Source organism: Streptomyces sp. 4F14 (assembly GCF_048159485.1).
GTDB lineage: Bacteria > Actinomycetota > Actinomycetes > Streptomycetales > Streptomycetaceae > Streptomyces.
Genome location: NZ_JBLRVY010000011.1, coordinates 182,855 through 207,187 on the forward strand (window position 1 = coordinate 182,855; position 24,333 = coordinate 207,187).

Here is a 24,333-nt window from a genome sequence, read left to right on the forward strand (position 1 = left end):
CGACCTCCAGAAACCACTCAGGGGCCCGACCCGCTCTCGCGGATCAGGCCCCTGACCTGGTCAAACACTGTCGGGGTGGCGGGATTTGAACCCACGACCTCTTCGTCCCGAATGAGGGTCGGTCGTGATCTTCAGCGGTTGGTTTGCTGTTTTGCCTGGTCAGGGTGTTGGTGTGGGGCGGTGTTGGTTGGTGTCGAAGGGGCTTGGAGAGCGGGTTGGCTCCCAGATCGCTCCCAGGGTCCTGCACGAACGTGGTTCAGCCGTGTAGCGCAGCCACAGGAGTAGTGAGTCCCTGCAGGATGGTGACGACGGATGCCACCGAGTCGACGGCCGAGTTGAGGTCTTCTGGGTTCTCGGTGATACAACGCCTGTCGAGCGGAGATCGCTGCCCCGCCGAAGTGACCTGTCGCCTGCCAGCACGGTGGCGGGTCTGTCCGCGTCACTGCTCGTCGAATGCCTCCGTCAGGCGCAGTCGCACTTTCAGGCGCCCACTCGCATTCACCTTCTCAAGGGTGATTTTTCCTTCCTCCTGCATCCTGCGGACGAAGCCCTGCCAAGCGTCGAGACCGTATTCTCGAACCCAGTTGAGCCGGTTGTCGTCGGGCGCGAAATCACGCGAGTTCACAATGATTGGCCCCCTCGCGAGGGCGATGTTCGACTTGAAGTAGCTGTCGATCTCGGTGATGTCTTCGGTAACTTCGTCAGCCAGCCCGAGCGCGTGTTTGATCCTCGACTGCCCAACCGCCAACTCGTCTTGCGTCAGCAACTCGAGCACCTGCTTGTAGGAGTCTCCCACCAGGGCGACGCCTGTCGACTTCGACAGATCCAGTCGATCGACGCGGCTGGAGGCCAGCCGAAGCTCAATATCTGGCCCCACGGTCAGGTTTTGGACATGCGCCTCCTCGAGTGAAACCCGGCCGGAGCCACCGAGCTCTAGAGACTCGACCGTGATCCGCCGCACGGAGCGAGGGCCGTCACCGGTTCCGTGAACCTTCGCCCACAGCTCGCCGAGACTGATCGCCCCAGGTAGACGCTGGTCGTAGGGCTCGGCGGCGGTCACCTTTTCCTGGAGTGCGGCGATCAGTTCGGTCGGCACGTTGCCACGCTCCGTTCGCCAAATAGAGACGATCAGCTGCGCGCAGAGCCCCGAGATGGCAACGCTGAACAACAGGGAGGCTGCCTGGTCGAGCGGCAGCCGGGCAACCTGCCGGGCGAGGAACTGCTCGGCGATGGCGAGGTGGGTGAACTTGAACGAGAGTTCATTCTCCGCCCATTCGGCGCTCATTCCGCACAACGCGATCAGCCGACGCTTCTCCTCTTTCGTGAGGTCACGGTCCAGAGCTTGTGACGCTGCCAACTCAAGATCGTCTTCCGAGACTTCCGCAACCGCGTTCCGGGCGATCATTTCCGCAACCTCGGAGAAGATGTCGGCAAGCACTCCCGAGCTGAAGAGTTCGACGCCGGCCTGGCCAGGCTGCTTGCGCCGTTCGCGCTGTAGGTAGGTCTCGACGACAAACTGCAAGAACTCCAGCGACTTATCGGTCCGTGCCCAGACCGCGAAGGCCAGACAGAAGAACGGTGTAGTCAACATCTGCCGAATCTCCGGGGACATCTTGGCCCGGGCCTCCTCGACAGGGAGTCTGTGGGTGAGTTCCCGTAGTTGTTCCGGCCGCCATGGCAGGAGCTCAAGCGTCGTCACATATGGCGGCCAGTCCATCGAAGCGTGAAGTTCCAGGTCCTGACGGAGGCGGGCTTCAGAGTAGCTTGACCGCGCAGACAGGATCACTGTTCCCCGGCCGCGCAGTGCGTCCAGGATCGGCCTCAGACCGCTCAGTGGGTTGTCGTAGGTACGGAAGCCGAGCAACTCGTCGAAGCCGTCGATCACCAGAATCGCCAGACCCGCGCGGCACAGCGCCAGCACGGAACGCGAGTTGAGAATCAACGTATGCCCCATACTGGCGTCGAGAAGCGTGTCGAGGCTGTTTGCACTCTTCCCGCTCGACGAGATGTAGATCGAAATGGGGGCGAGCTCCCCGCCACGAGCGAGTGACTCCCGAGCAAACTGCAGCAGGCTATGCGTTTTGCCTGATCCGGCCTCGCCGGTGAGCGTGATGAGGTTCGTGTACGAGCTGTAGATGCCGGTCCGGGCGGCGATCCGCTTACACGCTTGAGTGATGGTGACGTCGCTGCCATCTCCGAACGGACCATCTGCGACACAGACCCGCGCAGACACATCGGGGACATGCTGCTTGAGATCCGGGAATAGCTCCTCCCTGATCAGACTCTCTTCCGTTACCTGCTCCTCGAGCTCCTCCAGGAGCCGTTCCTTGAGGAGCTCCCAATTGCAGATGTCTGCTAGGAACGCCTTGTACGGCTTTGTGCCCGACTCGGAATGCCAGACCCGGGCGTGATCAGCATTCAGCTCGAACCGGTCGACGCGCCGGATCGTGCCACCGGACGTGCGTAGATCCCAGCGCACCACGATTGGCTCGGGCGGGGCGACGAGAGTCTGGATTGACTCCCGTGCGGCGAAACCGTCCAGATCCTTCTGGATGTCCAGCGCGAAGCTCTCCAGAAGCCGGTCGCCGCGCTGCGGCCCCAGCTTCTGGAGCGCCTCAAGGATCTCCGACCGCGTGACATCGGTCGCGTGCCCGTGGCGGGGCCAATAGGTTGCGGATCCCTCGGAGTAATCGTGCAGGGCGGCGAGCTCACCGTTGATGGGAATGAAGAACGGCTCCAGCTCGGTGACGTGCCCGTGTGCATAGATCGCCACGATGTGGTCCGCGTTGGCTGAGACAACCTGATGGAGTGCAGCGAGGTCTACGTTTTCCGGATCCGGGCCGCCATGGAACACCTGGTTGCGCATTCGGCGGATCGAGGTGTCTTTAGCCACCTCGGTGTTGATGCTGTCGGCGACGTCAAGCGCGGCGGATTCACAGATGTCACATCTCAGAGAACTACGCCGTAGCAGGATGTAGCGGGACCAGACATCGAGGGATCCCGGTGTAGTCAAAGAGGAAGGTTTTCCGGTCGCAGCGGCACAGAGCAGCCCCAGCACTCGCAGTTGGAACTCGACGTGAGCCAGAGTCTTGAGCGGCGCCTGCTGCCGGTCTGGCGCTGCCACAAGGTACGCGATAGTCACGTCATCTCCAGTGGGCACGGGCACGGGTCGGACCAGCATTTTCACACGTCAACCCCAGTAATCCAGCGGAGTTGGTCGAGGTTACGGCCCCGGCAGTTGGCTGGGTCCGGACTTGCTTCCGACTCCGGAGCGGTGCCCGAGTCGGGAACCGACCCAGGCCGGGGACTTCAGAGCAGCTTGGCTCCCGGAGTCCGGCATGGTGTCGATGTCTCTACGCCAGGCGTGAAAGGTCGGCCACCAAGAGGTCGAGCGTGGCCTCCTCATGGAGCGCGACGCCGAGGGCGGTCATGGCAGGGGCGAGATCCGAGTCCCAGTCCGCGTCGACCGGCGGGCCGTCGAGCGCCAGTTGAGGGATGCCCTCGGCCTGACTGCGAGCGGCCAGGTGCTCGTAATCCGCGGTGCCCATGCGCCACGGCCGGGCTTCGTAGCGGCGGATGACCCGGTTTGCCAGAGCGATCCCCGGCCAGTCGAAGTCGCCGTGGTACGCGAAGCGGCAACCCGTGGCGGCGAGGGCGTCGAGAAGAGTGAAGACCACGGTGGCCGCGCTGCCGGAGGTGCACACCAGGGGCTGGACGCAGGCCGCGTCCGCCGCGGCTTCCACCACGCGCGGATTCTCACAGATGTGGATGAGCGTTCCGGCGGGGAGCTGCAGTCGGAGGTCATGCAGGTCGCGTGGGGTGACGTGAGCTTCGGCGTGATGGTCGGCTCGCTCCCGCAGGGCACGCTCCCGCCAGCCCTCGCCGTCGGGCCGCAGCCCGTAGGTCAGCACCGTGCTGGAGACCTCGTCCGGCGTGACGGACACCAGCCGCCACAGAGCGCGTCGGCCGGCCGCGTCGTCGGGGAACTCGGTGCCATGGGCGAGGGCGACCCCTCGTTGGACAAGGCGTGCGAGCCAGGTGCCGTCGTCCAGGCCGTGCGCGGAGCCGGTCGTCCTGGCGGCGAGTTCTCCCCGGCCGCGTGTGCCGTTGCGTTCAGGTCCTTCGGGTCCGAGGAGAGCGGCGAGGACTTGGACCGCCTGCTGGAGTGTCCAGATCGCCGTTTCGGGCGTCACTCCTCTCGGAACACCGGCACGGCGCAACAGGTCGTACCACTGCCGGGGCCATTCCTGGTCGGCGAGTGGGGAGGCGTCCAGTGACGAAGCAAGGGACGACCACACCTGTTCCCGCTGTGCCGCCACGTCCGCGCGGGCGGCACGGCGGTCGGTGAGTGGTGGGCCGAGTTCCTCCAGGGTCTGTCTGAGGCCGAGTCCGGCGGCCGAAGCGCGTAGACGTGCGTCGAGCACGTCGAGCCGTACGGTCACGGCGGCACCTGTGAGGGGTTTGCCCAGCAGGAGAGACAGGTCGTTGCGTTCCTGAGTATTCATCGCGGTCAGCCGGAGCGAACCCGTGGCCTGTACGCCGTTGCTCTCCAGGCGTTTACGTACCCCATCCCAGAGCCGGGTGAGTCCAGGTCCCGTCAGCCAGTCGCGCGTTGCGGCGGGCAGCCCGCTCATACGGACACCAGACGCCGGTGCCGACCGTTCCAGGTGTAGTGCAGGGTGGCCACCCCGCGTACGTGGGGATCACGGAGGCACTCGTAGATGTGCAGGGACGGAACCTCGGGCCAGTTGCCCATGAGTCGCTCGCTGGTGAGGACGAAGTCGAGATCGAGGTCGACGAGGATACGGCCCAGCCGGCCGTGGGTGGGTTCGTCGACCTTGGCGAAGGCGTCGTCCAGGAGGATCAGGCGTGGCGCGTGCGGTGCCGAGTCGGCGAGGCTGGTGAAGTGGGCGGCTGCCGCGGCGAAGAGCACGAGGTACGAGAGGACCCGTTGTTCGCCCTGGCTGAGACCGGTCCGGCCGGTCAGTTTCCTACGGCGGCCCGGAGCCGCGTCCTCGACCACGAAGGTGTGGAAACGGAACCAGTCGCGGTAGTCCAGCGCGGTCCGCAGATGGGCGGCGTAACCGGCTGACGGGTCGGCACGGCGGGCGTCCTCAATCCGGCGTTGCAGCACTTCGCGGAGCTGCTCGGTCTGGTCGCGCGTCCTGAGGCTCGACGGACTGCGCAGCAACTCGACGGCCGCGCGCACATCTGCGTCCACGTCCTCGTCCAGCTCCCACAGAAGCTCGACACCGAGGCCATGGGAGGTGCGCACGGTCCGCAGGGTGTCGTTGAGAGCCGCGACCAGGTTCGCTGCGGTGATGACCTGCGCCGAGAGGTGGTCGCCGAGCTCGCCGGTCAGGAACCGCTGGAACACCTCGCGTTCGCGCTCGGTGAGCCGTCCCCGGGCCTCCGCGGCCTGAACCGCGATCCGCTCGCCCACGGCCGCGACGTCATGGGATCCGTGGTCGTCGACTAGGCGGCACACCTTGATCCCGTCGCGCTCCTCCAGCTGCGCGTCGAATCCGCCGGCCAGTTGGTCGCGCAGATCGGTGTGGCGGTTGAGCAGGGTGCTGTCCGACACTTCGCTCTTCGGACGGCCGAGGGCCTGCTCCACGGCTTCGGCGAGGGCCCTCAGCGCGCGCAGACGGCTGCGGACGTCCGCGCCGGGATCGTCCGACACGTATTCAGGCAACGCGGACCGGTCGAGGCCGGCGCCGAGCACCACCTCCGGTCGGCCGAGAGCACCGCGAAGAGCGCTGCCGGTGTCTATGACCGTCGCTTCCTGGTCCGCCAGGGTCCCGCGCAGGCGTTTCTCGTCCTCTTCCGCGCGCACGCGCAGGTCGTGGAAATCGTCGCGAGCTCGTTGCGCCGCGGGGAGCGCTTGGACGGCGTTCGTGATGCGCTGCTTGGCGTCCTGCTCGCGGGAGAGGATCTCCTCCTCGGACGACCCGATGGCCTCCTCGCGGGTGCGCAGGTCCTGCTCAGCGGTGCGCAGTCCGGCGAGGTGGAGCCGGTAGCTCTCGTCCGCGGCTAGGCGATCCTCTTGAGCGCGTCCGTACCTGTCGGCATCGGCCTGGTTCGTACCGAGCCGCTCGCCCGTGCCGCTGACGGCCCTTCTTAGATGCCCGATACTGCTGAGCAGACCAGCCAGTGCGGTGCGCACACGGTCCAGAGAGGCGGGGTCGCCGGGCAGGTCGTGCGCAGTCGCAGTGGAATCCGCCTCGGTCCGCGCCGATACCGCGAGAGCGCGTGTCTCCTCGGCCAGCCGCGCTGCCCGGGTCGCCTTGGCGGTCAGGTCACGCAGGGTCCGCTCTGCTGATTCAGTCCTGCTCCATGCGTCCGCGAGATTGCGTGCCCCGGGGAAATCCCGTTCTGCGAGCGTGAGAGCACGACGCATGGCATCGGCTACGGCGAGCTCCTCGCGGACATTGGCCAGCCGCTGCTGAGTTTGCGCGATCCGCTCTTCCAACTCGGCGAGGATGCGTCGCCGAGTCTCGGCGCGTACGGCGGCCCCCACGTACTCGGTGTCGCTCTTGTCATGACGACCACTGAGTACGCCCAGACGCCAACTACCGTCGTAGAACACCGCGTTGTGCGCGGAGGTTTCCTGTGCTGATGCGAGTGCGATGGTGGCCAGGAGACCCCCCACCTGCTCGGAGGTGACGCCGCAACCCGGTTCAGGGGCCGGACGCAAGGCCGAGGCGAGAGTGCGCCCGTTGGACAGCACGCGCCCCGGCTGGAGAAGGGTGTCCCGGGTGCGTGGATCGAGCAGGACGCCGTCCGCACTCACCCACGCGTCCAAGATCCCGCTCGCCTCCAATGCCCCTTCCAGGCCAGCCCGTTCGGCAGGAGCCAGGTCGTCCGCGAAGTCCACGAGCCGGTAGAAGGGGGCTCCACTGCCCGGCGTCCTCGCGGCGGCACGATGGTCCGGGGCCGGCGGCTCGGGGTCGGTACGTTGCTCCCAGTCCCGCTTCTGCCTCGCCAGGCGGTCGAGTTCCTCGCCGAGCCGGCTGACGCCGAGTGCCAGGGCGTCCCGGCGTCCGGTGAGTTCCTCGCCGTACGGCTCCAATGCGGCCTGAGCTGCCCGCCGCGCCTGGCTGTCGATTTCGGGCGGCAGCGTGCGGTCCGCGAACGGCGCGTCGGTAGAGGTCTCGTGGCCGACGGTGGCGTGGACGGCGTTCAGCGACGGGCAGTCGGGGCCCAGCGCATTCTGCGTGCGCGCCGCCCACTCGGCGACTTGGCGGGTGTAGGCGCCGCTCTCGTCGGCGACCTTTTGACGGCTGCCGTCGAGATGGCCGGCGGCGTCTTCCGCCTCGCCCTCCAGCCGTTCCCGCTCGGCATCGGCCTGAGCCGCCGTGGCCCGGGCCTCGTCCGCCTGTGAGATGAGGCGGGTCACCTCCTGAACCATCCGGGCCCGGTTTCTCGCGACCGACTCGGCGTCTTCCAACTGGTTCTGCCAGGACCGCAGCCCTTCCTGCGCCGTGACCGTGTCCACACGGGCCAACGACCGGTGCCGTACGGTACGCGTCTCCCCGTCCGGAGTCGTCAGCTCGGTCTCGGTGGCCTGGGCGAGAACCGTGCGCGGCAGCGCCACCGCCTCGCCGAGATGGCCGGTGGGAAGCCCGGACTTCTCCGCCTGCGTCAGCAACTCCCGGTGTTCGGTTCCCAGTTCGGCCAGCCGGCTGCCGAGGTGTTCGACACCTTCGGCCAGCCGCTCCGCCGAGCCCTCCTCCGCTTCGTGGGCGTTGCGCAGGGTGGTGAACGCGGCCGCGGCGGCGGTGTGCAGCGCCTCCACCGTGCCGCGGCGCTCCGACAGTTCGCGCAGGCTGCGGTAGGCGTGACTGGCGTGCAGGGCGGCCAGATCGGTCCGGGCGGCCTGTTCCTCTTCGCGCAGGGTCTCCAGTCGGCCCTCCGACTCCTCCTCCTGCGTCCTCAGGTCGCTCGTCCGCTGTGCGGCGTCTCCGGCCGCCCGGCGCCGCTGTGCGAGGACGCCCAGCTCGTGGCCCACTCTCTGGGCGGAGGTGCGCAGGACGCCGGCCAGATAGCCGCGGTAACTGGTGAGGAACGTGCGCAAGGCCGCGTCGGTGCGTTCCAGGCGGCCGAGTTCGTCCCGTACGGCGTCAAGGTCGTGGAGGTTGCGCGCCACCTTCTCGACCACGTCCTCGTCGAGCCCCGGCAGGGTCTCGCTCAGCAGAGAGACCAGGCCCCCGTGTTCGATCCGGTCGCCGACCGTTGGGCGCCGCAGCCGGTGGAGGAGCTGGGTGAGGTTGCGGTAGCGGGTCGCGTCGGTGATGCCGAACAGCTCCCGGGCTACGCGTGAGCGGTGCTGGACCGCACGGTCGGTCGTGTTGTCGGAGCCGACGATCTCCTTGAGCCGGTCGACCGGCAGCGGCTTACCGGCCTCGACCAGATGCAGGTCCTCACCGATCCGCAGCGGGGTGACGAAGAACGTCGGCAGCGCCTTCTGCGTCGACTTCGACGCGCGGATGGCGGCACCGAGCGTCAGGTGACGGTGACCGCCGTCGTCGGCCGTGCCCCGGAACTCCACCCACAGATACCCGAGACGGTTGGTCTGCTCGAACCCGTCCAGCATCAGCCAGGCAAGCGTGGTGCGGCCGGTGCCGGTCGCGTCCAGCGCCCGGGAGTCGCCGTCCAGAAGATACGGGAGCAGCATCTCCAGGGCCTTGGACTTGCCCGCGCCGTTCTTGCCGCGCAGCAGCAGGCGTCCGTCGCCGAAGGAGAACTCCTGCTCGTCGTACTGCCAGACGTTCTGGATGCCCGCCCGGTGCAGCCGGAAGCGGGCGCCGCTGGTCGTTGCGGGGCCGGCGGTTGTCGCAGCGCCGGAACGCGGCAGCGGAACGAGGCCACGCGCGTCGGTGGTCATAGCGGCAACTCCTCTTGAACGTCCGTGCCTTTCCCGGCTGCGGTGGCCGGGCGCACCGTGACTTGGGTGGCGTAGCGGGCCGCTGCGGCCAGCAGCACCCACCTGTCGCCGCCGGGCCGTGCGCCATGGACATCGGTCACCGTGCGTCCTTCCGACGCCTCTTCGACGTACCCCTCCGGCAGTCCTCCGCCCTCGGCGCGCAGCCGGCCCGCGCGGGTCATTAGCCGCATGCGGACCAGCAGGTCCAGTACGGCCTCTCGCAGGGAGGGAAGGTCCTCCAGGTAGCCGCGCTGCCAGTTGCTGCGCTGCCCGTACTCGGCGATCAGCCCGGCCAGCACCTCATCCACCAGGCCGTCCGGGACGGCCACCCCGATGACGAGCGTCCCGCCGGTCGCCGGATGCCCCGGCTCCTGCGGCCGAAGCCGCTCCACGAGCCGTTCCGCCAGCAGCAGCGCGGCCTGTGCGACGGTCCCGGTGCCCGGCAGGTGCAGATCCGTGAGCTCTTCCTCGGGGTCCACCAGCGCCACGCCCTCGGCGCGGATCTCCATCTCCAGACCCAGGAGTTCGGAAAAAGCCTGGGCCTCGCGGCGCTGCCGGGTGCGCAGCCAGTCACGCTCGGCGTCTGTCAGCTCGTCGAGGTGGACGACGGGTGTCTCCACGAGCATCCGGCGCACGTAAGTGCGTGGTCCGCCGAAGCCCGGGTCCGCTGCCCGCCGCACCAGGTCGGCGCCGTCCCGTGCCTGGGAGAGCGGACCGGCGACGACCACACGTGCCAGCTCCCGATCTATCGTGATCAGGGCTTCTCCGCCTGCCTCCTGCGCAAGCGCGGCCACCTGGCCCTCGGTCTCGACGAGCACGCCCCAGTCGACGAGCTGACGCAGAGCCGCGACCAGGGTTCGCTTCCCGGCCGCCCGGCCCGTTTCCTCCAGCTCGATCCCGGCGTCGGCTGCGGCAGCCCTGATATCGGCGACCAGGTGTGACAGCAGCATCTGCTCGGGCGCGGTCACCAGCACGGACAGGGCCAGAGCGAGGCAGGCGTACGTGTGCGGTGTGAACGGGGTACCGGTGGAGCGCTCCAGCCGATGACCCGAACCCGTCCCCAGCCCCGCCTTGAACAGCCGGGCGTAGGAGCTGTCGACCAGCAGGCGGTAGCCGAGCACCTGCTGGAACCGTTTGCCCAGCCAGTCGGCGTGTCTGCGGATCAGCGGGAAGAGGTCAGCGTGGGGGCCGTCCGACGCGATCAGCGGGTGGGTGAGGAGCAACCGGGCGGCGGTGCGGCGCTCGGCTGCCAGGGCTACGTCGTGAGTCGAGGGGAGGGTCATGACACGCTCGCCTCCGCTTCGCCGTCGACCGCGGCGGAGGTGCGACCGATGTCCAGCTCCAGGTCGTCCAGCAGCAGGTCGCCGTCGGCCGAGTACAGCACCGTTCGCGTGCTCGCCGTCCGGCGCACGGTGAGGCGGATACGCAGTTCGGCGTCTTCACTGCTGGCCGAGTCGAGGTCGAACCCCGCCGTCCTCTCCCCGTCCGTGCTGACGGGCCTGCTGAGCTGTGCGTTTCCGAGCGCTGTGGCCAACAGCTCCAGGAGCAGGCTGAGTGCCGCTGACGTGAGGCGTACCTCGGCGAACCGGCCGGATGCGCTGCGCAGTTCGTCCGCCGCCGCTGCTCTGGCCGCTGCCCGCTGCCGTGCGGCCTCCCTCAGCAGCTGTTTCTGCGCGGAGTGGTCCTCCACCGCTGAGGCCCGGCCCCGCTGGGCCCGGCTGCCTCTTTCGCGCAGGGCAACCGGCACCTCGACCACTGGACCGGTCCACCAGCTCGTGTAGGCGGGCACCACCTCGTCGGTGGCCGGAGGTATGCCCAGATGTCGGGCTCCATACAGCCCGAAGGCGGCGACGGCGATGTCGTGTGCGTCCCGCGGCGCCGCTTCGGCGAACCAGCGGGCCAGCCGCAGCAGATCCTTGCGCCGGGACATCTCCCCGGTTGCCGACCGCAGCATCCGCTTGGCATTGGCGAGCAACGACTGCAACGCGCGCAGGGTGGCGTCGCGTAGCTGGTCGACCTGGCTGCCCTGGCCGTCGATGTTGCTGAACCAACCGCGCAGGCCCTCCCAGCCCGCGAATTCGCGGCCCCGACTGCGTTGGATCCGGACCTCCGGGCGGCTTTCGCCCTGCGCCGAGAGCCCGGTGAGTCCCTGGGCGTGGGAGTCCAGCCGGTCCAGCAGAGCCGGGATGTGTGGCCACAGGGTGTCCAACGCCGCCGAGATCCGGGGCGCGCGGAACGCCACGTCCTCCGTGATCGCCTCGACGTAGTCCAGGAGCAGCTCCTTGAAGCCCTGGTACTCGGCGCTGTCCAGGTCGTAGCGGGACAGCACCTGGCCGAGGTAGGCGTAGAAGTCGCGTATGGAGTCCGCGAACTCGGTGAACTGCACGAACAGCGTGCTGATCCGCTCCAGTCCGTCCTGCGGCTCGACACCGCCCGGCGCGGTCACGAGGTCGGCCAGCTCCCGTAGTCCGCGCTCGACCAGTGCCAGCAGTTCGTTGCTCACCTCGCGGGCGGCGTCGGCTTCGGCCAGGACTCCGTCGGCGTCCCGCTGGATACGTTCGCCCAGTTTCGACAGCTGGTAGCGCGAGCGGGAACGCTGGTACTCGCTGATGCTGGACGCGTTCACCGTGTGGCTGCTGCGGAGCAGGTTTCCCCACTGGACCAGCTGTTCCAGTCGGACCGTGAGGGTGTCGGCGTCGAGTCCTGCGGCGGAAGCACTGGTCTGGCGCAGTTTCGCCATGATGTCCGGGACGGCGAGATCCGCTAGCAGCGTTCCGCAGAACACCCGCATGATCGCGACGTGCTCCAGCCGCTCGGGCGCGCTGAGATACGTGTACGCGTTCAGCCGCCGCCGCGCCTCCTCGTCGGCGTCCTGACCTGCACCGGTTGCTGATGCCCCCATGCCCGTGAGGTTACGCGGCGCATACGGGCGTCGCCGGTGAGTGGCCGAAAATGCCACGGACGTGTGCCGGCCTGTGGCCATACCCGTGGCAGCGGCGGGCGCGACATGGGGGCGTCCGGCGTCCCCGGCTCACCCTGAATGGGTCCTTCGGTTTCTGCGCTGAGTGGCCTCCAGGAGAATGGGGTACGTTCAGGCCGATAACGATGGGGGCGGAAGACGGAAGGAGGCACGCGGTGTCGTACGAACCCAAACTTGCTGCGGCTCTTTCCGGCGCGACGCTGCGCCAGCTGTCCCACTGGCGCCGAGCCTCCGGACCCAAGGGCGCCGTGCTCGTGCCCGAGATCTCCAGCGAGAGGCCGATCCTCTACTCGTTCCGCGACGTTGTCGCACTCCGCATCTGTGTGCAGCTGCGCGAAGAGGCTTCGTTGCAGAAGATCCGCCGTGCGCTGAACACGCTCCGGGAAGATCTCGGCGAGTCGAAGCACCTCTCCTCGTACAAACTTGTCGCGGGTCCGGACACGATCTATCTGGCTGAACCCGACCACGCCGTAGACCTGATCAAGGGGGGCAACGTGGTCATCCACCAGATGGTGGATGTTCTCGCGCCCTTCTATAAGGACGGCCGTAGCATTCCCGCTCTGCTCACCCCCCGTGAGCACGTCGCGGTCGACGCGTCGGTCCGCGGCGGAGAACCGGTCATCCAAGGCACCAGGATCCCGGCGTCAGATGTCGCTGCCCTCGTAAGAGACGGCATCCCGCCGGACCAGATCGGTGAGTTCTACCCAGGCGTGACGGCCGAGGCCGCCCGGGACGCCGCCGACTTCAGCGAGTACGTCGACAGCTATGGCAGCAGCGAGCCCCGGCAGGTTGTCGCTTGAAACTGCTGCTCGACGAGAACGTGCCGCGCCCCATGGCCGAGATCGTGCGCATCCTGCTGAAGGTCCATGAAGTCGTTCACGTCCACGACCTCAAGGGCTGGACGGGCACGAAGGACATCGAGCTGTACGCCAAGGCCAAGGCCGACGGCTTCGAGGTCGTCATCACCAACGACACCAAGCAGCTCAGCCGGCCACTCGAAGTGGCGGCCATCGCACAGTCGGGCCTGCATCGCATCGAGTACCGCCAGAACAACAAGCACGGTGGCCTGGTGGGCCTGGGCACGGCGATCGCCACCGTCTGCGCGGCCCTTCCTCACGCCTTGTCCGAGCTCGCAGTGGCTAGCGGCCAGCGTCTCGTCTCTCTGACGTCGATCGACCCGACCCGGCAGAGGCGCCTCCAGATCACGGACCCGGCCGTCGCTCCGCCAAAGCACTGGCCTGGCCGCGATTCGACCGCCAAGTCCTGACGCCTCGATACACGAGGGTTCCCGGCCGGTACCCATGGAAGGCGTTGCCGGGAAATGATCTGGCATCGCCGCCTGCGCTTCGTCTCATCAAGACTCACTGCCGAGCTCTTCCTGGAGTTCGGCGATGCGGCGTTGGGATGCCGCCGCGTTCTTCTGCTGACGGGCCAACTTCGCCTCGGCGGCTGCCAATTCCCGGGCGAGCCTCTCTCGATCAGCTGCCGCCCGCTCACGGATGGTCCCGTCATCGCGGTACGCGGGCCCTACTCGCTCACTGCTCACTACGCCGCGGCGTTCTCCGCACTCTGGGCAGTCGACGACGCTGGTAGAAACGTAGCTGTGCTCGCGATGCTGAATGTGTGGCACCACATGGTCGCAACGGAGAGTGAGGTCCCAAGTATCGAGATCCTTCTTGCGTTCCTCCCTTGAGGGCCACGAAGCGATCAGCCTTGCGAGCTTCTCCACCTGCTTCGGCCCCATCGGTGGTGGCGGGCAGCAGAAACAGCAGTGCGTTACCCGAGAACCGCTGACGGTCCACCGGGCGTCCCGGCAGTCGACATGCCGCTCCCGGAACTTCTGGTTGGCTTCCTCGTATTCGAGCTTCTCCGCCTCGGACAACTTCAAGAGGGGTGGCCAGCTCCCCAGCTCATCCGTCATGGGCAGTCCGCAACCGCGGCAGGGCTCACCGGCCACGTACTCCGCCCAGCTGAGGCGTGTACCTTCTCGCTCCCACTGCTCATCTCGCTCGCGGCGCCGCCGGTCATCCGCTTCGGCGTCGAGGGCTGAGCGCAGAGCCCGCTTGGCGGCTCGTTGCCGCTTCTGCTCCTCCGTGAGCTTGGCCATGGCTTCACCCTCCGCTCGCCGGGTTCCTGTACACGACCGCGGAATCCATGCTCGCGTGGCCGCCCCGTATGCCGGCTGCCCGTGTGGTGGATGACAACTTGCGACCGGAATCGGATTGCATGCGACCCTCAGGTGCCTGATGTCGTCCGGTTCGGGCAGTCGGAGGTTGCCGACTTGATACCTGGCCAGGGGCCGTACTGCAGAGAGGACGGACAACAGGGCACACGACGCAAGGGCCAATCTTGCCGGCCTGCGACCTGCCCGAACCCGTACTTGCGGAGCGTCTGTGAAAGTCCCCAGTACTCCGTCCCGTCCCCTTGAATACGGCGTAGCACTGTGAGTCGTACACCGATCCTGAAGGCACGCAACTCTTGTAGAGCGGGCGTCGGCGAAGGATTCGGTAGCTTCGAGACTTTCGGTTTACTCGTCCGCTCCCCGGCCCTCTCGTGCTGACCTAGGATCGTCAGCGACCATGCACGCACCGTGATGGTCCGGGACAGACCGGTTGCGTACACACCTTGAGGAGGCCCCCGTATGGTTCGGGGACAGCGCATCGCAGATCGTTGCGAGATGCGCGCGCCGATAGGTCACGAAGCGATGCGCGAGGTGTGCGCCGACCTGTATCTGAGACGTCCGGTCGCCCTCAATTTCATTCGTCCGGAACTCCTCGATCCCGACGACGAACGGCAGCGCATCGCCGGGCACTTCCCCGTGAGACCGGCCCTCTTGCCGGAGTCGATCATCCCCATCGCGACCGTGCACAACGCTGGTGCATGGAAGGCGATGCAGCATCTCGTGATGCAGCTCGTCCCCGAGGTAGCAACTGTCGTGTATTCCCTCCTGGCCCCTCATATTCCTGCGTCCGCACCTGACGCATCGTGGGGTTCCTTCCCGGACTCGGGTACGGACATCACGCACCCATCCCGATTCCCGGCCTCTCCACGACCACTGGCAACCCGGGTCGGCAACATGGCGTGGGGAAGATGATGAGGGACCATCAGCTGATGAGGGGCGAACTGATCGACGGCCGCTACGAGCTGGCGGAGCTGCTCGGCAGAGGTGGCATGGGCGAGGTGTGGGCGGCGTACGATCAGCGGCTGGACCGGTCTGTGGCGGTGAAACTGCTGACGCCACGGACGGTTGTCTCCAAGATGCCGCGTAGGCTCGATCCGCAGGACCCCGCCGTCGTCCGCTTTACCAGAGAAGCACGACTGATGGCCAAGCTGGAGCATCCGTACGTACCGGTCATCCATGATGCAGGCACCCATCGAGCGAGTCGGCTCTATCTGGTCATGCAGCGCGTGTACGGACACACGCTGGACCGGTTGGTGGCCCAGCGTGGATCCTTTCCCGTGGAGTGGGCGGCCGCGGTGGGTGCCCAGGTGTGCTCCGTGCTTGTCCAGGCTCACGGACGCGGCTTCGTCCATCGGGATCTGACGCCCCGCAACGTGATGCTCACGACAGACGGCACGGTACGCGTCCTCGACTTCGGTATCGCCACCGCCTTGCAACCACCGGACGGGCCACGGTTGACCGACGCGGGCATGGTGGCCGGAACTCCGGGCTTCATCTCTCCAGAACAAGGCAAGGGGCAGGCGGCCACTCCCCTCAGTGATCTGTACGCACTGGGGTGCGTGCTGTACGAGATACTGGGCGGACGACCGCCGTTCACGGCTGACGAGCCGCTGGCCCTGGTGGTCCAGCACATCGCCGATACTCCAGTACCACTGGAACGGCTGCGAGACGACGCACCAGCCGAACTGTGCGACCTGGTCTCCCGCTTACTTGCGAAGCGCCCGGAGGACCGGCCGGCGGACGCAGCCGAAGTCCGGGAGACCCTCGCGCCCTGGGCCGAGCAGGCCGTGCCGAAGGCCGCCCGCGCCGGAACGCCGAGGCCCGGCAAGGCCACCGCGCGCCTGCCGCACGATGGCAGCGACCTTCCGAACGATCCTCCTTCGGGCAAAGCACACGCATCCGTTCCGGAGCACTCCTCGGCCCCTCTCGCAACTGCACAACCTTCCGTTCGGCCAGCGCAACCGCCGTCCACCTCCGGGGCCGGGTCGCCTGCGGAGTCGACGGACCTGCGCGAGCACGCGCAACGCCTCGCGGCAGAGGGACGGTTGTCACAGGCACTGGAGCTGCTGGGCAAGGATCTCAACGAGGTGCTGCCCCGTTTCGACTCCTCCCATCCGGAGGTCGTCTCCCGCCGACTGGCCATTCTCCGCTTGCAGTTCGAAGGGCAGGAACTGCAAGCGGCACGCGAGGGCTGCCTGGAGCTCGCGGAAACCCTCGTGTCGACCCGTTCCGCGCCGGACGCGGACCTCGCGGCTTGCCGGGTGATGGCGGCCCGCTGCCTTGGCCGGCTCGGGCACAACTCTGCCGCCCTCCTGGAGCTTCGCGAGGCGCTCGATCTCCAGGAGGAGGTACTTCCCCCGCTGGATCCGGAGGTGTTGGAGACCCGCCGGGACATCGCCACCCTCCTGGCGGGCTCAGGCTCGGCTGGTGAAGCCCTGGAGGCTCTGCGCCGCCTCGCCGACGACCAACGGACCGCGCTGCCTCCCGACCATCCCGCCCATGCCGAGGTGGAGCGTCTGGTCAGCCGCCTGGGCAGACTGACCCGCGCGCTCCGCCTCCCGCAGTGACCAGCCGTCGTCCCGTCCACAATCAGGAGAGAAAGTATGTGATCTAGGTCAACGAACGAATCGCTCGTCAATATGAGGCACTCCGGTAGGCACCGCCGTCTCGCCGGTAGTGATAGTGGAGGATGTCCGCATGCCCGGAACCACCCGTACTTCCGAAGCCTCCGCAATCGTCGCGCCGCCGAAGGAGAATGCTCTCGTCCAGGTACGCGGCCAGAACTGGGTGGTGTCCGGAGTCGAAGCCGCCCCGGCCGGCGATGTCACTGTGGTGCATCTACAGTCCGTCGCCGATGGCCGCTACGGCGACACCCTCTCCGTGATATGGGAGGTCGAGCCGGGGCGTCGTGTTCTACCAGCTGGCTCTCTCCCAGACGCCTCCACCGGAGCGTTCGACCCGCCGGAGCAGCTAGCGGCCTTCCTCGACGCTGTCCGCTGGTCCGCCGTCGCTTCCGCTGACGTGAAGACGCTCCAAGCCCCCTTCCGGTCAGGGGTGGCCATCGAGCCGTACCAGCTGGAACCAGTCGCCCGCGCCGTCGGAGCCCCCCGCGTGAATCTGCTGCTCGCCGACGATGTCGGTCTCGGCAAGACCGTGGAGGCCGGACTGGTCGCAGAGGAGCTGCGGCTGCGCGGCCGGGCCCACCGCGTCATGGTCGTCTGCCCGGCGGGGCTCACCCTCAAGTGGCGCGACGAGATGGCCGACAAGTTCGGTCTCGACTTCACCGTGGTTGACTCTGCCTGCTGCGCCGAGCTGCGTCGCACGCACAGCAGCGCCGCCAACCCGTTCCGGGTGTTCCCGTTGACCATCGTCAGCCTTCCCTGGCTGCGCACGCCCAAAGCGCAGCGGCTTATCGACGAGGTGCTGCCCCCGGGAGGGGCGACGGAGCTGCCGGGTCGCCCCGGGCGCCGTACTTTCGATCTGCTGATCCTGGACGAGGCGCACCACGTCGCCCCGAGCGCGCCCAAGCAGATCTACGCCGTCGACTCCCAGCAGACCAAGCTGATCCGGCGCCTCGCGCCCCACTTCGAGCACCGGCTCTTCCTCTCCGCTACCCCGCACAACGGCTACCAGGAGTCGTACACGGCTCTGCTGGAACTGATCGACAACCAGCGTTTCTTCCGCGGCGGCGAGCCGGACAAGGACGCCCTCGACGACACCGTCGTACGACGTCTGAAGACCTCCGTGACCGACGAGGAGGGCAACCCTCGCTTCCACGTTCGCGAGTCAAAGGCGCTGCCCGTCGAGTACCCCGACTCCGAGCGCGAGATCCACGCCCTCCTCACTCGCTACGCCGAGCTGCGCAAGAAGCGGGTCACGCCCGACCGGCGCGGCGGTCGGAAGGCCGTCGACCTGGTCACCCTGCTGCTGAAGAAGCGGCTGTTCTCTTCCCCCGCCGCCTTCGCGCACACCGTTGGCGTCCACCTCGAATCGGTACGAGCCAGGGCGAAGTCAGGCGGGAACAAGGAGGTTCCGGCCCCGGTTGAGACCCCGCTGTGGATCACGCAGTACGAGGACTACGCGGCCGAGCTCGACGACGAGGAGCTGGCCGAGGCCGAGCACGACGTGATCACCCGCGCCGCCACGGTCACCCCGGGATCGTCCGAGGAAGAGGCCGAGCTGCTGGAACGGATGGCCCGCTGGGGCCAGGCCCACCAGGCGTCCCCTGACGCCAAGGCCAAGGAGCTCGTCAAGACCCTCAAGGCCATCTGTCTCACCGGCGGGAGGTGGGGGAACGAGCGGGTCGTCGTGTTCACCGAGTACCGCGACACCCAGGACTGGTTGCTGAACCTGCTCCAGCAGGAGGGCCTGGCCCAGGAGGGCCGCGTCCTCACTCTCCATGGCGGGAAGAACGCCGATGAGCGCGAGCAGATCCGGCTCGCCTTCCAGGAACAGCCCACCAGCCCCGAAGGCACGGTCCGCATCCTCATCGCGACTGACGCCGCCAGCGAGGGGATCGACCTCCAAGATCATTGTCGACATTTGATCAACTACGACATCCCGTTCAACCCCAACAAGCTCGAACAGCGCATCGGCCGCATCGACCGGTACGGCCAGCGATACAACCCGCAGATCATGCACTTCGTCGGCGCGGCCTGGGACAAGGCCAGGACGGACGTGTACGAGGCCGACCTGGAGTTCCTCGCCCGTATTGCGCGGAAGGTCGCGCAGATGGAGGAGGACCTCGGCGAGGTCAACGCCGTGCTCGCCGAGAAGGTCCAGCTGCGGATGACGGGCCAGCTCAGCGACTTCGACATCGAGCACGCCCGCGCGAAGAAGATCAAGGGTCGTCCCACGGGCGGCAAGGTGGACGCCGAACAGAACGTCACCGAGCAGGTGCGACGGCTCAGCGCCCAGCTGAAGCAGACGACCGTAGAACTCGGCATCACCCCGGACCGAGTCGCCCGCGTGGTGAACACCGCGCTGAACCTGGCCCGCCAGCAGCCCCTCGTACTGTGCCTCGACGAGAACGCGCCGTCCGAAGACGACTTCCGGCAGGGCCTGTACACCGTGCCCCCGCTGACCGGCTCGTGGGAGCGCGCCACCCACGGCCTGCCCGACAAGCTCCGCCCCGACGTCCTGCGCCCGGTCACCTTCGACGCGCTGGCGGCCTCGGGACGCCCCGACATCGTGCTGGCCCATCTGAACCATCCGCTGGTAGCCATGTCGACGCGGCTGCTGCGCGCGGCCGTGTGGAACGCGGACAACGTCGACTTGCGCCGGATCACGGCCGTCGTCAGCGATGACCCGGCTCTGGAGACCACGTTCGTCGGCGCGTACGCCCGCTTCGTGCTGGTCGGCACGGACGGTCAGCGCCTCCACGAGGAGATCTTGCACGCGGGCGGTTGGCTCGGCGACAACGGCTGGCAGCGTCGACTGCGCGGCGTGGAGGCGGTCGCATCGATCCTGGACCGTGCGCTCACGGAGGGCCGCCCCGCGAAGGAGCGCCTGCTCCACCGCCTCCAGCAGAGCTGGCCGAAGACATACGAGGGCCTCACCCAGTCCGTCGACGCGCGCGGCAAGGAGCGCAAGGCGTCCCTGATGGACCGGCTGGCCGAGCGCCAGGCCGATGAGGAGCTGCGCATCAACGCCACCCTCGACCGGCTCCAGCGCACTCTGCGGAACCGGCTCGGCGAGACCTCCTCCGCCACGGCGGCCTCCGCGACAGGCGGGATGGACACGCTCTTCGGCCTGGACGAGCTGAAGGATCCCGACGAACGCCGCCAGCTCGCCGACGACCGCAAACGCTGGCGGGCCCGGCTCGACGGCGTGGAGGGCGAACGCGAGCGCGAACTCGCCGCGATTGCCGCCCGCTACCGCGAGCCGCAGGATCATCTCTTCCCAGTCGCCGTCGTCTTCGTCATCCCCGCCAAGGAGGCTTACTGATGACCCCCGCGCCCCGTTCCGGAGGTCGCCGCCCCTCCGCCGCCGCAATCCGTGCCGCGAAGGCGTCCGATGGCAAGCAGCAGCACCTGGACTGGCTGAACCTCGTCGAGGTGTCCGGCCCGTTCCTCACCCTGCCGGTCCTGCTGCGCAGCTGGCCACAGCTGGAAGGCGTGCCCAGCGGGCGCCGCGCCGACATCCGCCTCCACCACGGCATCTGGCAGGACGACCGCAAGGGCGCCGGCCGCCTCGACTGGATCGGCTTCCAGCTGCGCACCCTGCTGGAATGGGACGACGCCCTGCATCTGCGGGAGGGCGCCGGACAGTTCGGCGACAGCGGTGAGAGCCTGGCCGAGGACGACACGCTGCTGGACCGGTTCGCCGTCAGCCCGCCCGGGTCCGACACCACCGTCCGCCCCGACTTCGCCCTCGTCCGCCCCGGAACCGACCCCACCGCCGAACCGGATACTGCTGGCACCGCCCAACACATGCCGATTCTCGGCCTGGTCCTCCCGCCCGACACCGTGCCGACCCGCCGTATCAGGGACGATTCCTGGGCGGCGAGCGGAGTCGACCGGCTCGCCCACGTCCTGCGCCACCATGGCGTCGAGCTGGGCCTGGTCACCGACGGCCGTTGGTGGTCCCTGGTCTGGGCACCGCCCGGCGGCGTCACGACGAGCGCCACCTTCGACACCATCGCCTGGAACGAGGCAGCCGACCTGGTGGCGGTCCGCGCCTGGGTGTCCCTCCTCCGCCGCGGCCGGTACTTCGGACGGCCGGCGGACGAACTGCTTCCTGCGCTGCTGCGCGAGAGCCTGGACGGTCAGGAAGACGTCACCGAGGCGCTTGGCATTCAGGTCCGTCAGGCCGTCGAACTCCTGGTGGACTCCATCGGCCGCGCCGAGGCCCGGATGGTCAAACGCGGCGGCAAAGGACTGTCTGGCGTACCGGCGAGCGAGGTTTACCGGGGCGCCGTCGCGGTCATGATGCGCGTCGTCTTTCTCCTCTTCGCCGAGGAACGGGGCCTGCTGCCCGCTGACAACGAGCTTTACGCGGAGGCGTACTCGGCCGGGCGGCTGTACGAGACGCTGGACAAACGCCGCCGCGCGGACGGCGAGGACTCCCTGGACCACACCACCGCCGCCTGGCATCGGCTGATCGCCCTCTTCCACGCCGTCCACGGGGGAGTGGACCATCCGCTGCTCACATTGCCCGCGTACGACGGCTCGATCTTCGACCCGAAGCGCTTCCCCTGGCTGGAGGCGGTGCCGGAGGGCGCAGACGCCACGGACGACGACGCCACACAGGCCGCCGACGGCTACACCTCCCTTCTCCCGATCGATGACCGCACCGTCCTACACGTCCTCGACTCGGTGCAGTTCGTTGTCGTCAACAGGGAGCGGCGCCGACTGACCTTCCGCGCCCTCGACGTCGAGCAGATCGGCTACGTGTACGAGGGTCTCCTCTCGTACGACGGCAAGCGCGCCCAAGACACCGTGCTCGGGCTCATCGGCAAGCCCGGCCTGGAACACGAGGTGAGCCTGACCGAACTGGAGGAACTGGCCGCCCCGTTCGGAGTGGGCGCACGCGCCGTCTCCGGCCAGAAGCCCAACCTCCCTGGCCTGTCGAAGAAGCTGTACGAGCACTTGAAGGACCCCAGGCCGCCGGCCGCGGCGTCAAAGATGGAGAAGCTGCTCGCGCCTGGCGACGATCAGGCGCGAGGCAAGGCCGCCCACCGCCTGCTCGCGGTCACCGAGAACGACCGCGACCTGGCCGAGCGCATCCTCCCCTTCCACGGCCTCCTCCGCGACGACCTTCGCGGTCTACCGGTGGTGATCCCGGAGGACGGCTTGTACGTCACGGAGTCCCGCCTCCGCAAGAACACCGGCACCCACTACACGCCGCGTGTCCTGGCCCAGCAGGTCGCCGTGGGAGCACTGGAGCCACTCGTCTACCGTCCGGGCCCGCTCCAGACGGCGGACGACAAGCAATGGAAGCTCGTCAGCGCGGACGACATCCTGAAGCTCAAGGTCGCCGACATCGCGATGGGGTCGGCCGCCTTCCTGGTCGCCGCCTGCCGCTACCTGGCGGACCGTCTGGTCGACGCCTGGGTCGAGGCGGAGGACGAGGAGGCCCTGGCCTTCCGCGGCAGCCACCGTGACCAGACGGGCGCCATGACGGCGGCGGACGCGGAAAGCGACCCGGTGATGGTCCGCGCCCGGCGCCTGATCATCGAGCACTGCCTGTACGGGGTGGACATCAACCCCATGGCGGTGGAGATGGCCAAGCTGTCGCTGTGGCTGATCTCCATGGACCCGGAACGCCCGTTCACGTTTCTGGACGACCGGTTGGTGGCGGGGGACTCGCTGCTGGGGATCGCCAACCTGGAGCAGATCGAGAGTGTGCATCTCGATCCGGTAGCGGGCCGCAAGCTCCATCGGGGAGCCTTCGAAGAGGGGTGGACCGAGTGGGCGCGTGCTCGTGTCCACGGCGCGGCAGACAACCGGCAGGCCATCGCCGGCATCCACAGCGACACCATCGCCGACCTGGATGAGAAACGGCGCCTGCTCGCGGCCACGAACGAACACCTGCAACGCCTGCGGTTGATCGGCGACCTGACGACGGGGGCGGGCCTCGCCTCTGCGGGTGGCGGTGACTCGTTGCAGAGCGCTACCTACATCCAGGCTGCGGAGCTGGCCGGCATGGTCGCCTCTGAGTCAGTCCGCGACTCCGACCCCGTGATCCACGATGCTCGGACGCGGGCTCTCGACTGGCTGAGCAAGGACCTCCCTGCGGACGGCTTCGTCCGTCTGCCCGTGCACTGGCCTCTCGTGTTCCCCGAGGTCTTCGAGGCCGAGCAGGGCGGCTTCGACGCAATCGTCGGCAACCCCCCTTTCCTCGGTGGCCAGAAACTGACGGGGACCTTGGGGCAGGCATACCGCGAGTACCTCGTGCTAGGGCTGGGGCGTGGGCAGCGGGGTAGCGCGGACCTCGTCGCGTACTTCGAGCTCCGAGCCCACCAACTGCTCAGCGAGCGCGGCCAGACGGGCCTGATCGCTACCAACACGCTTGCCCAGGGCGATACTCGGGAGGTTGGACTCGACCAGCTACTGGATGACGGCATCGAGGTACGCCGAGCGGTGAAGAGCGCGCGTTGGCCTTCGCGGTCTGCGGCACTGGAGTACTGCGCTGTCTGGACTACCAGGCCGGGGTTGGGCGCTGAGGCCACTCGGGTACTGGACGATGTCGTGGTCCGGGGTATCACTTCGTCGCTTGATCCGCGGTCTCGGGTTTCGGGGCGGCCGTACCGTCTGCTAGTCAACAAGGGCAAGTCGTTCCAGGGAGCCAACGTCCTGGGGAAGGGGTTCGTCCTCACCCCCGAACAGGCCCACGACCTCATCCAACGCGACCCACGCAACAAGGACGTCCTCTTCCCTTACCTCAACGGCGAGGACCTCAACTCCCGCCCAGACTGCTCAGCCAGCCGCTGGGTGATCAACTTCCATGACTGGAGCGAGGAGCGGGCCCGGAGTTACTCGGAAGTTTTTGCCATCGTCGAGAGAGACGTCAAGCCCGAACGACTCAAGAACAACCGCAAGGTGCGACGTGAGAGATGGTGGCAATATGCCGAGCGAGCTCCCAGGCTGTACCAGGCCATCGCAGACATGGACCGTGTTCTGGTGGTAGCGCGGGTGAGCAAGACTGGGTTGCCGCTCTTCGTGCCCACTGGTCAAGTCGTCAGCGAACAAACCGTGGTCTTTACAACTGATCGGACTGCGCACCTAGCGCTACTCAGCAGCGGTATCCACTACGCCTGGGCGATTGCACGAGCGTCAAGCCTCAAGGGAGATCTTCGGTACACCCCATCTGATGTGTATGAAACGTTGCCACAACCGCAGGCGACGGAGCGCATGGAGGGTGCGGGCGAGACATTGGACAATTTGCGTGGTGTGACCATGATGGAGCGACAGACGGGTCTGACAAAACTCTACGGTCTAGTCCATGACGCATCTGTCCATGACAGCGACATTGTCGCGTTGAGGCATGTGCATCGCGAGATCGACGAGGCGGTACTGGAAGCGTACGGCTGGCAAGATCTCAATCCTTCACACGGCTTCTACTCGACACGGCAAGGTGAACGGTTCACGGTCGCTTCTCCCGTTCGGTCGGAAATTTTGGATAGAGCACTGGAACTCAATCACGCATTCCATCGCTCTGAATCTCCCGCGCTCCCCACAACGGTCACAGCGTCAAAAAATGCAGGCCAGGGTAGCGCGAGTGACACTTTGTTCTAATGAAGAC

At 67.5% G+C, this 24,333-nt stretch carries 12 protein-coding genes; 6 read left to right on the forward strand and 6 right to left on the reverse strand.

Translation table 11 applies throughout. The features are described 5' to 3' along the window. Positions 1-439: 439 nt before the first annotated feature. The 5 genes from ACLZOT_RS21245 to ACLZOT_RS21265 all read right to left on the reverse strand — a co-directional run bounded on the left by ACLZOT_RS21245 (position 440) and on the right by ACLZOT_RS21265 (position 11,828). Positions 440-3,142, reverse strand: a complete 2,703-nt coding sequence (locus ACLZOT_RS21245) for an NACHT domain-containing protein (RefSeq protein ID WP_416970559.1) — start codon at positions 3,140-3,142, stop codon at positions 440-442. A gap of 211 nt (positions 3,143-3,353) precedes the next feature. Continuing rightward, positions 3,354-4,634, reverse strand: a complete 1,281-nt coding sequence (locus ACLZOT_RS21250; RefSeq protein ID WP_416970560.1) for a TIGR02679 family protein — start codon at positions 4,632-4,634, stop codon at positions 3,354-3,356. Then, a complete protein-coding gene (locus ACLZOT_RS21255; protein ID WP_416970561.1) occupies positions 4,631-8,887 on the reverse strand; it encodes a TIGR02680 family protein in 4,257 nt (1,418 codons plus the stop codon). The genes ACLZOT_RS21250 and ACLZOT_RS21255 overlap by 4 nt, the downstream gene beginning before the upstream one ends. Then, positions 8,884-10,209 (reverse strand): TIGR02678 family protein, encoded by a 1,326-nt coding sequence (locus ACLZOT_RS21260; protein WP_416970562.1) that lies wholly within the window; start codon positions 10,207-10,209, stop codon positions 8,884-8,886. The genes ACLZOT_RS21255 and ACLZOT_RS21260 overlap by 4 nt, the downstream gene beginning before the upstream one ends. Further along, on the reverse strand, positions 10,206-11,828 hold the full coding sequence (locus ACLZOT_RS21265; protein ID WP_416970563.1) for a TIGR02677 family protein: 1,623 nt from the start codon (positions 11,826-11,828) through the stop codon (positions 10,206-10,208). Before ACLZOT_RS21265 ends, ACLZOT_RS21260 begins: the two co-directional genes overlap by 4 nt. Before the next feature lie 233 nt (positions 11,829-12,061). Between ACLZOT_RS21265 and ACLZOT_RS21270 the strand changes: the two genes are divergently transcribed. Together ACLZOT_RS21270 and ACLZOT_RS21275 are read left to right on the forward strand one after the other, a co-directional pair. Continuing rightward, positions 12,062-12,706 (forward strand): DUF433 domain-containing protein, encoded by a 645-nt coding sequence (locus tag ACLZOT_RS21270; protein ID WP_145487086.1) that lies wholly within the window; start codon positions 12,062-12,064, stop codon positions 12,704-12,706. Then, a complete protein-coding gene (locus tag ACLZOT_RS21275; RefSeq protein ID WP_416970564.1) occupies positions 12,703-13,173 on the forward strand; it encodes a DUF5615 family PIN-like protein in 471 nt (156 codons plus the stop codon). Before ACLZOT_RS21270 ends, ACLZOT_RS21275 begins: the two co-directional genes overlap by 4 nt. Before the next feature lie 87 nt (positions 13,174-13,260). Here the strand turns inward: ACLZOT_RS21275 and ACLZOT_RS21280 are convergent, their stop codons facing one another. Then, the gene (locus tag ACLZOT_RS21280) at positions 13,261-14,013 is read right to left on the reverse strand and encodes a hypothetical protein (protein ID WP_416970565.1); all 753 of its coding nucleotides are present in this window, start codon (positions 14,011-14,013) and stop codon (positions 13,261-13,263) included. Between the two features lie 534 nt (positions 14,014-14,547). Here ACLZOT_RS21280 and ACLZOT_RS21285 point away from each other — a divergent pair. From ACLZOT_RS21285 to ACLZOT_RS21300, 4 genes are all read left to right on the forward strand, one after another. Further along, positions 14,548-15,000, forward strand: coding sequence for a hypothetical protein (locus ACLZOT_RS21285; protein ID WP_416970566.1), 453 nt, complete (start codon positions 14,548-14,550; stop codon positions 14,998-15,000). A 17-nt stretch (positions 15,001-15,017) separates the two neighbouring features. Next, entirely contained in the window at positions 15,018-16,655 is a 1,638-nt protein-coding gene (locus tag ACLZOT_RS21290; protein ID WP_416970567.1) for a protein kinase domain-containing protein, read from the forward strand. A gap of 130 nt (positions 16,656-16,785) precedes the next feature. Beyond that, complete coding sequence (drmD, locus tag ACLZOT_RS21295; RefSeq protein ID WP_416970568.1) at positions 16,786-20,034, forward strand: DISARM system SNF2-like helicase DrmD; 3,249 nt, start codon at positions 16,786-16,788, stop codon at positions 20,032-20,034. Beyond that, positions 20,034-24,326, forward strand: coding sequence for an Eco57I restriction-modification methylase domain-containing protein (locus tag ACLZOT_RS21300; protein ID WP_416970569.1), 4,293 nt, complete (start codon positions 20,034-20,036; stop codon positions 24,324-24,326). Before drmD ends, ACLZOT_RS21300 begins: the two co-directional genes overlap by 1 nt. Positions 24,327-24,333: the final 7 nt, after the last annotated feature.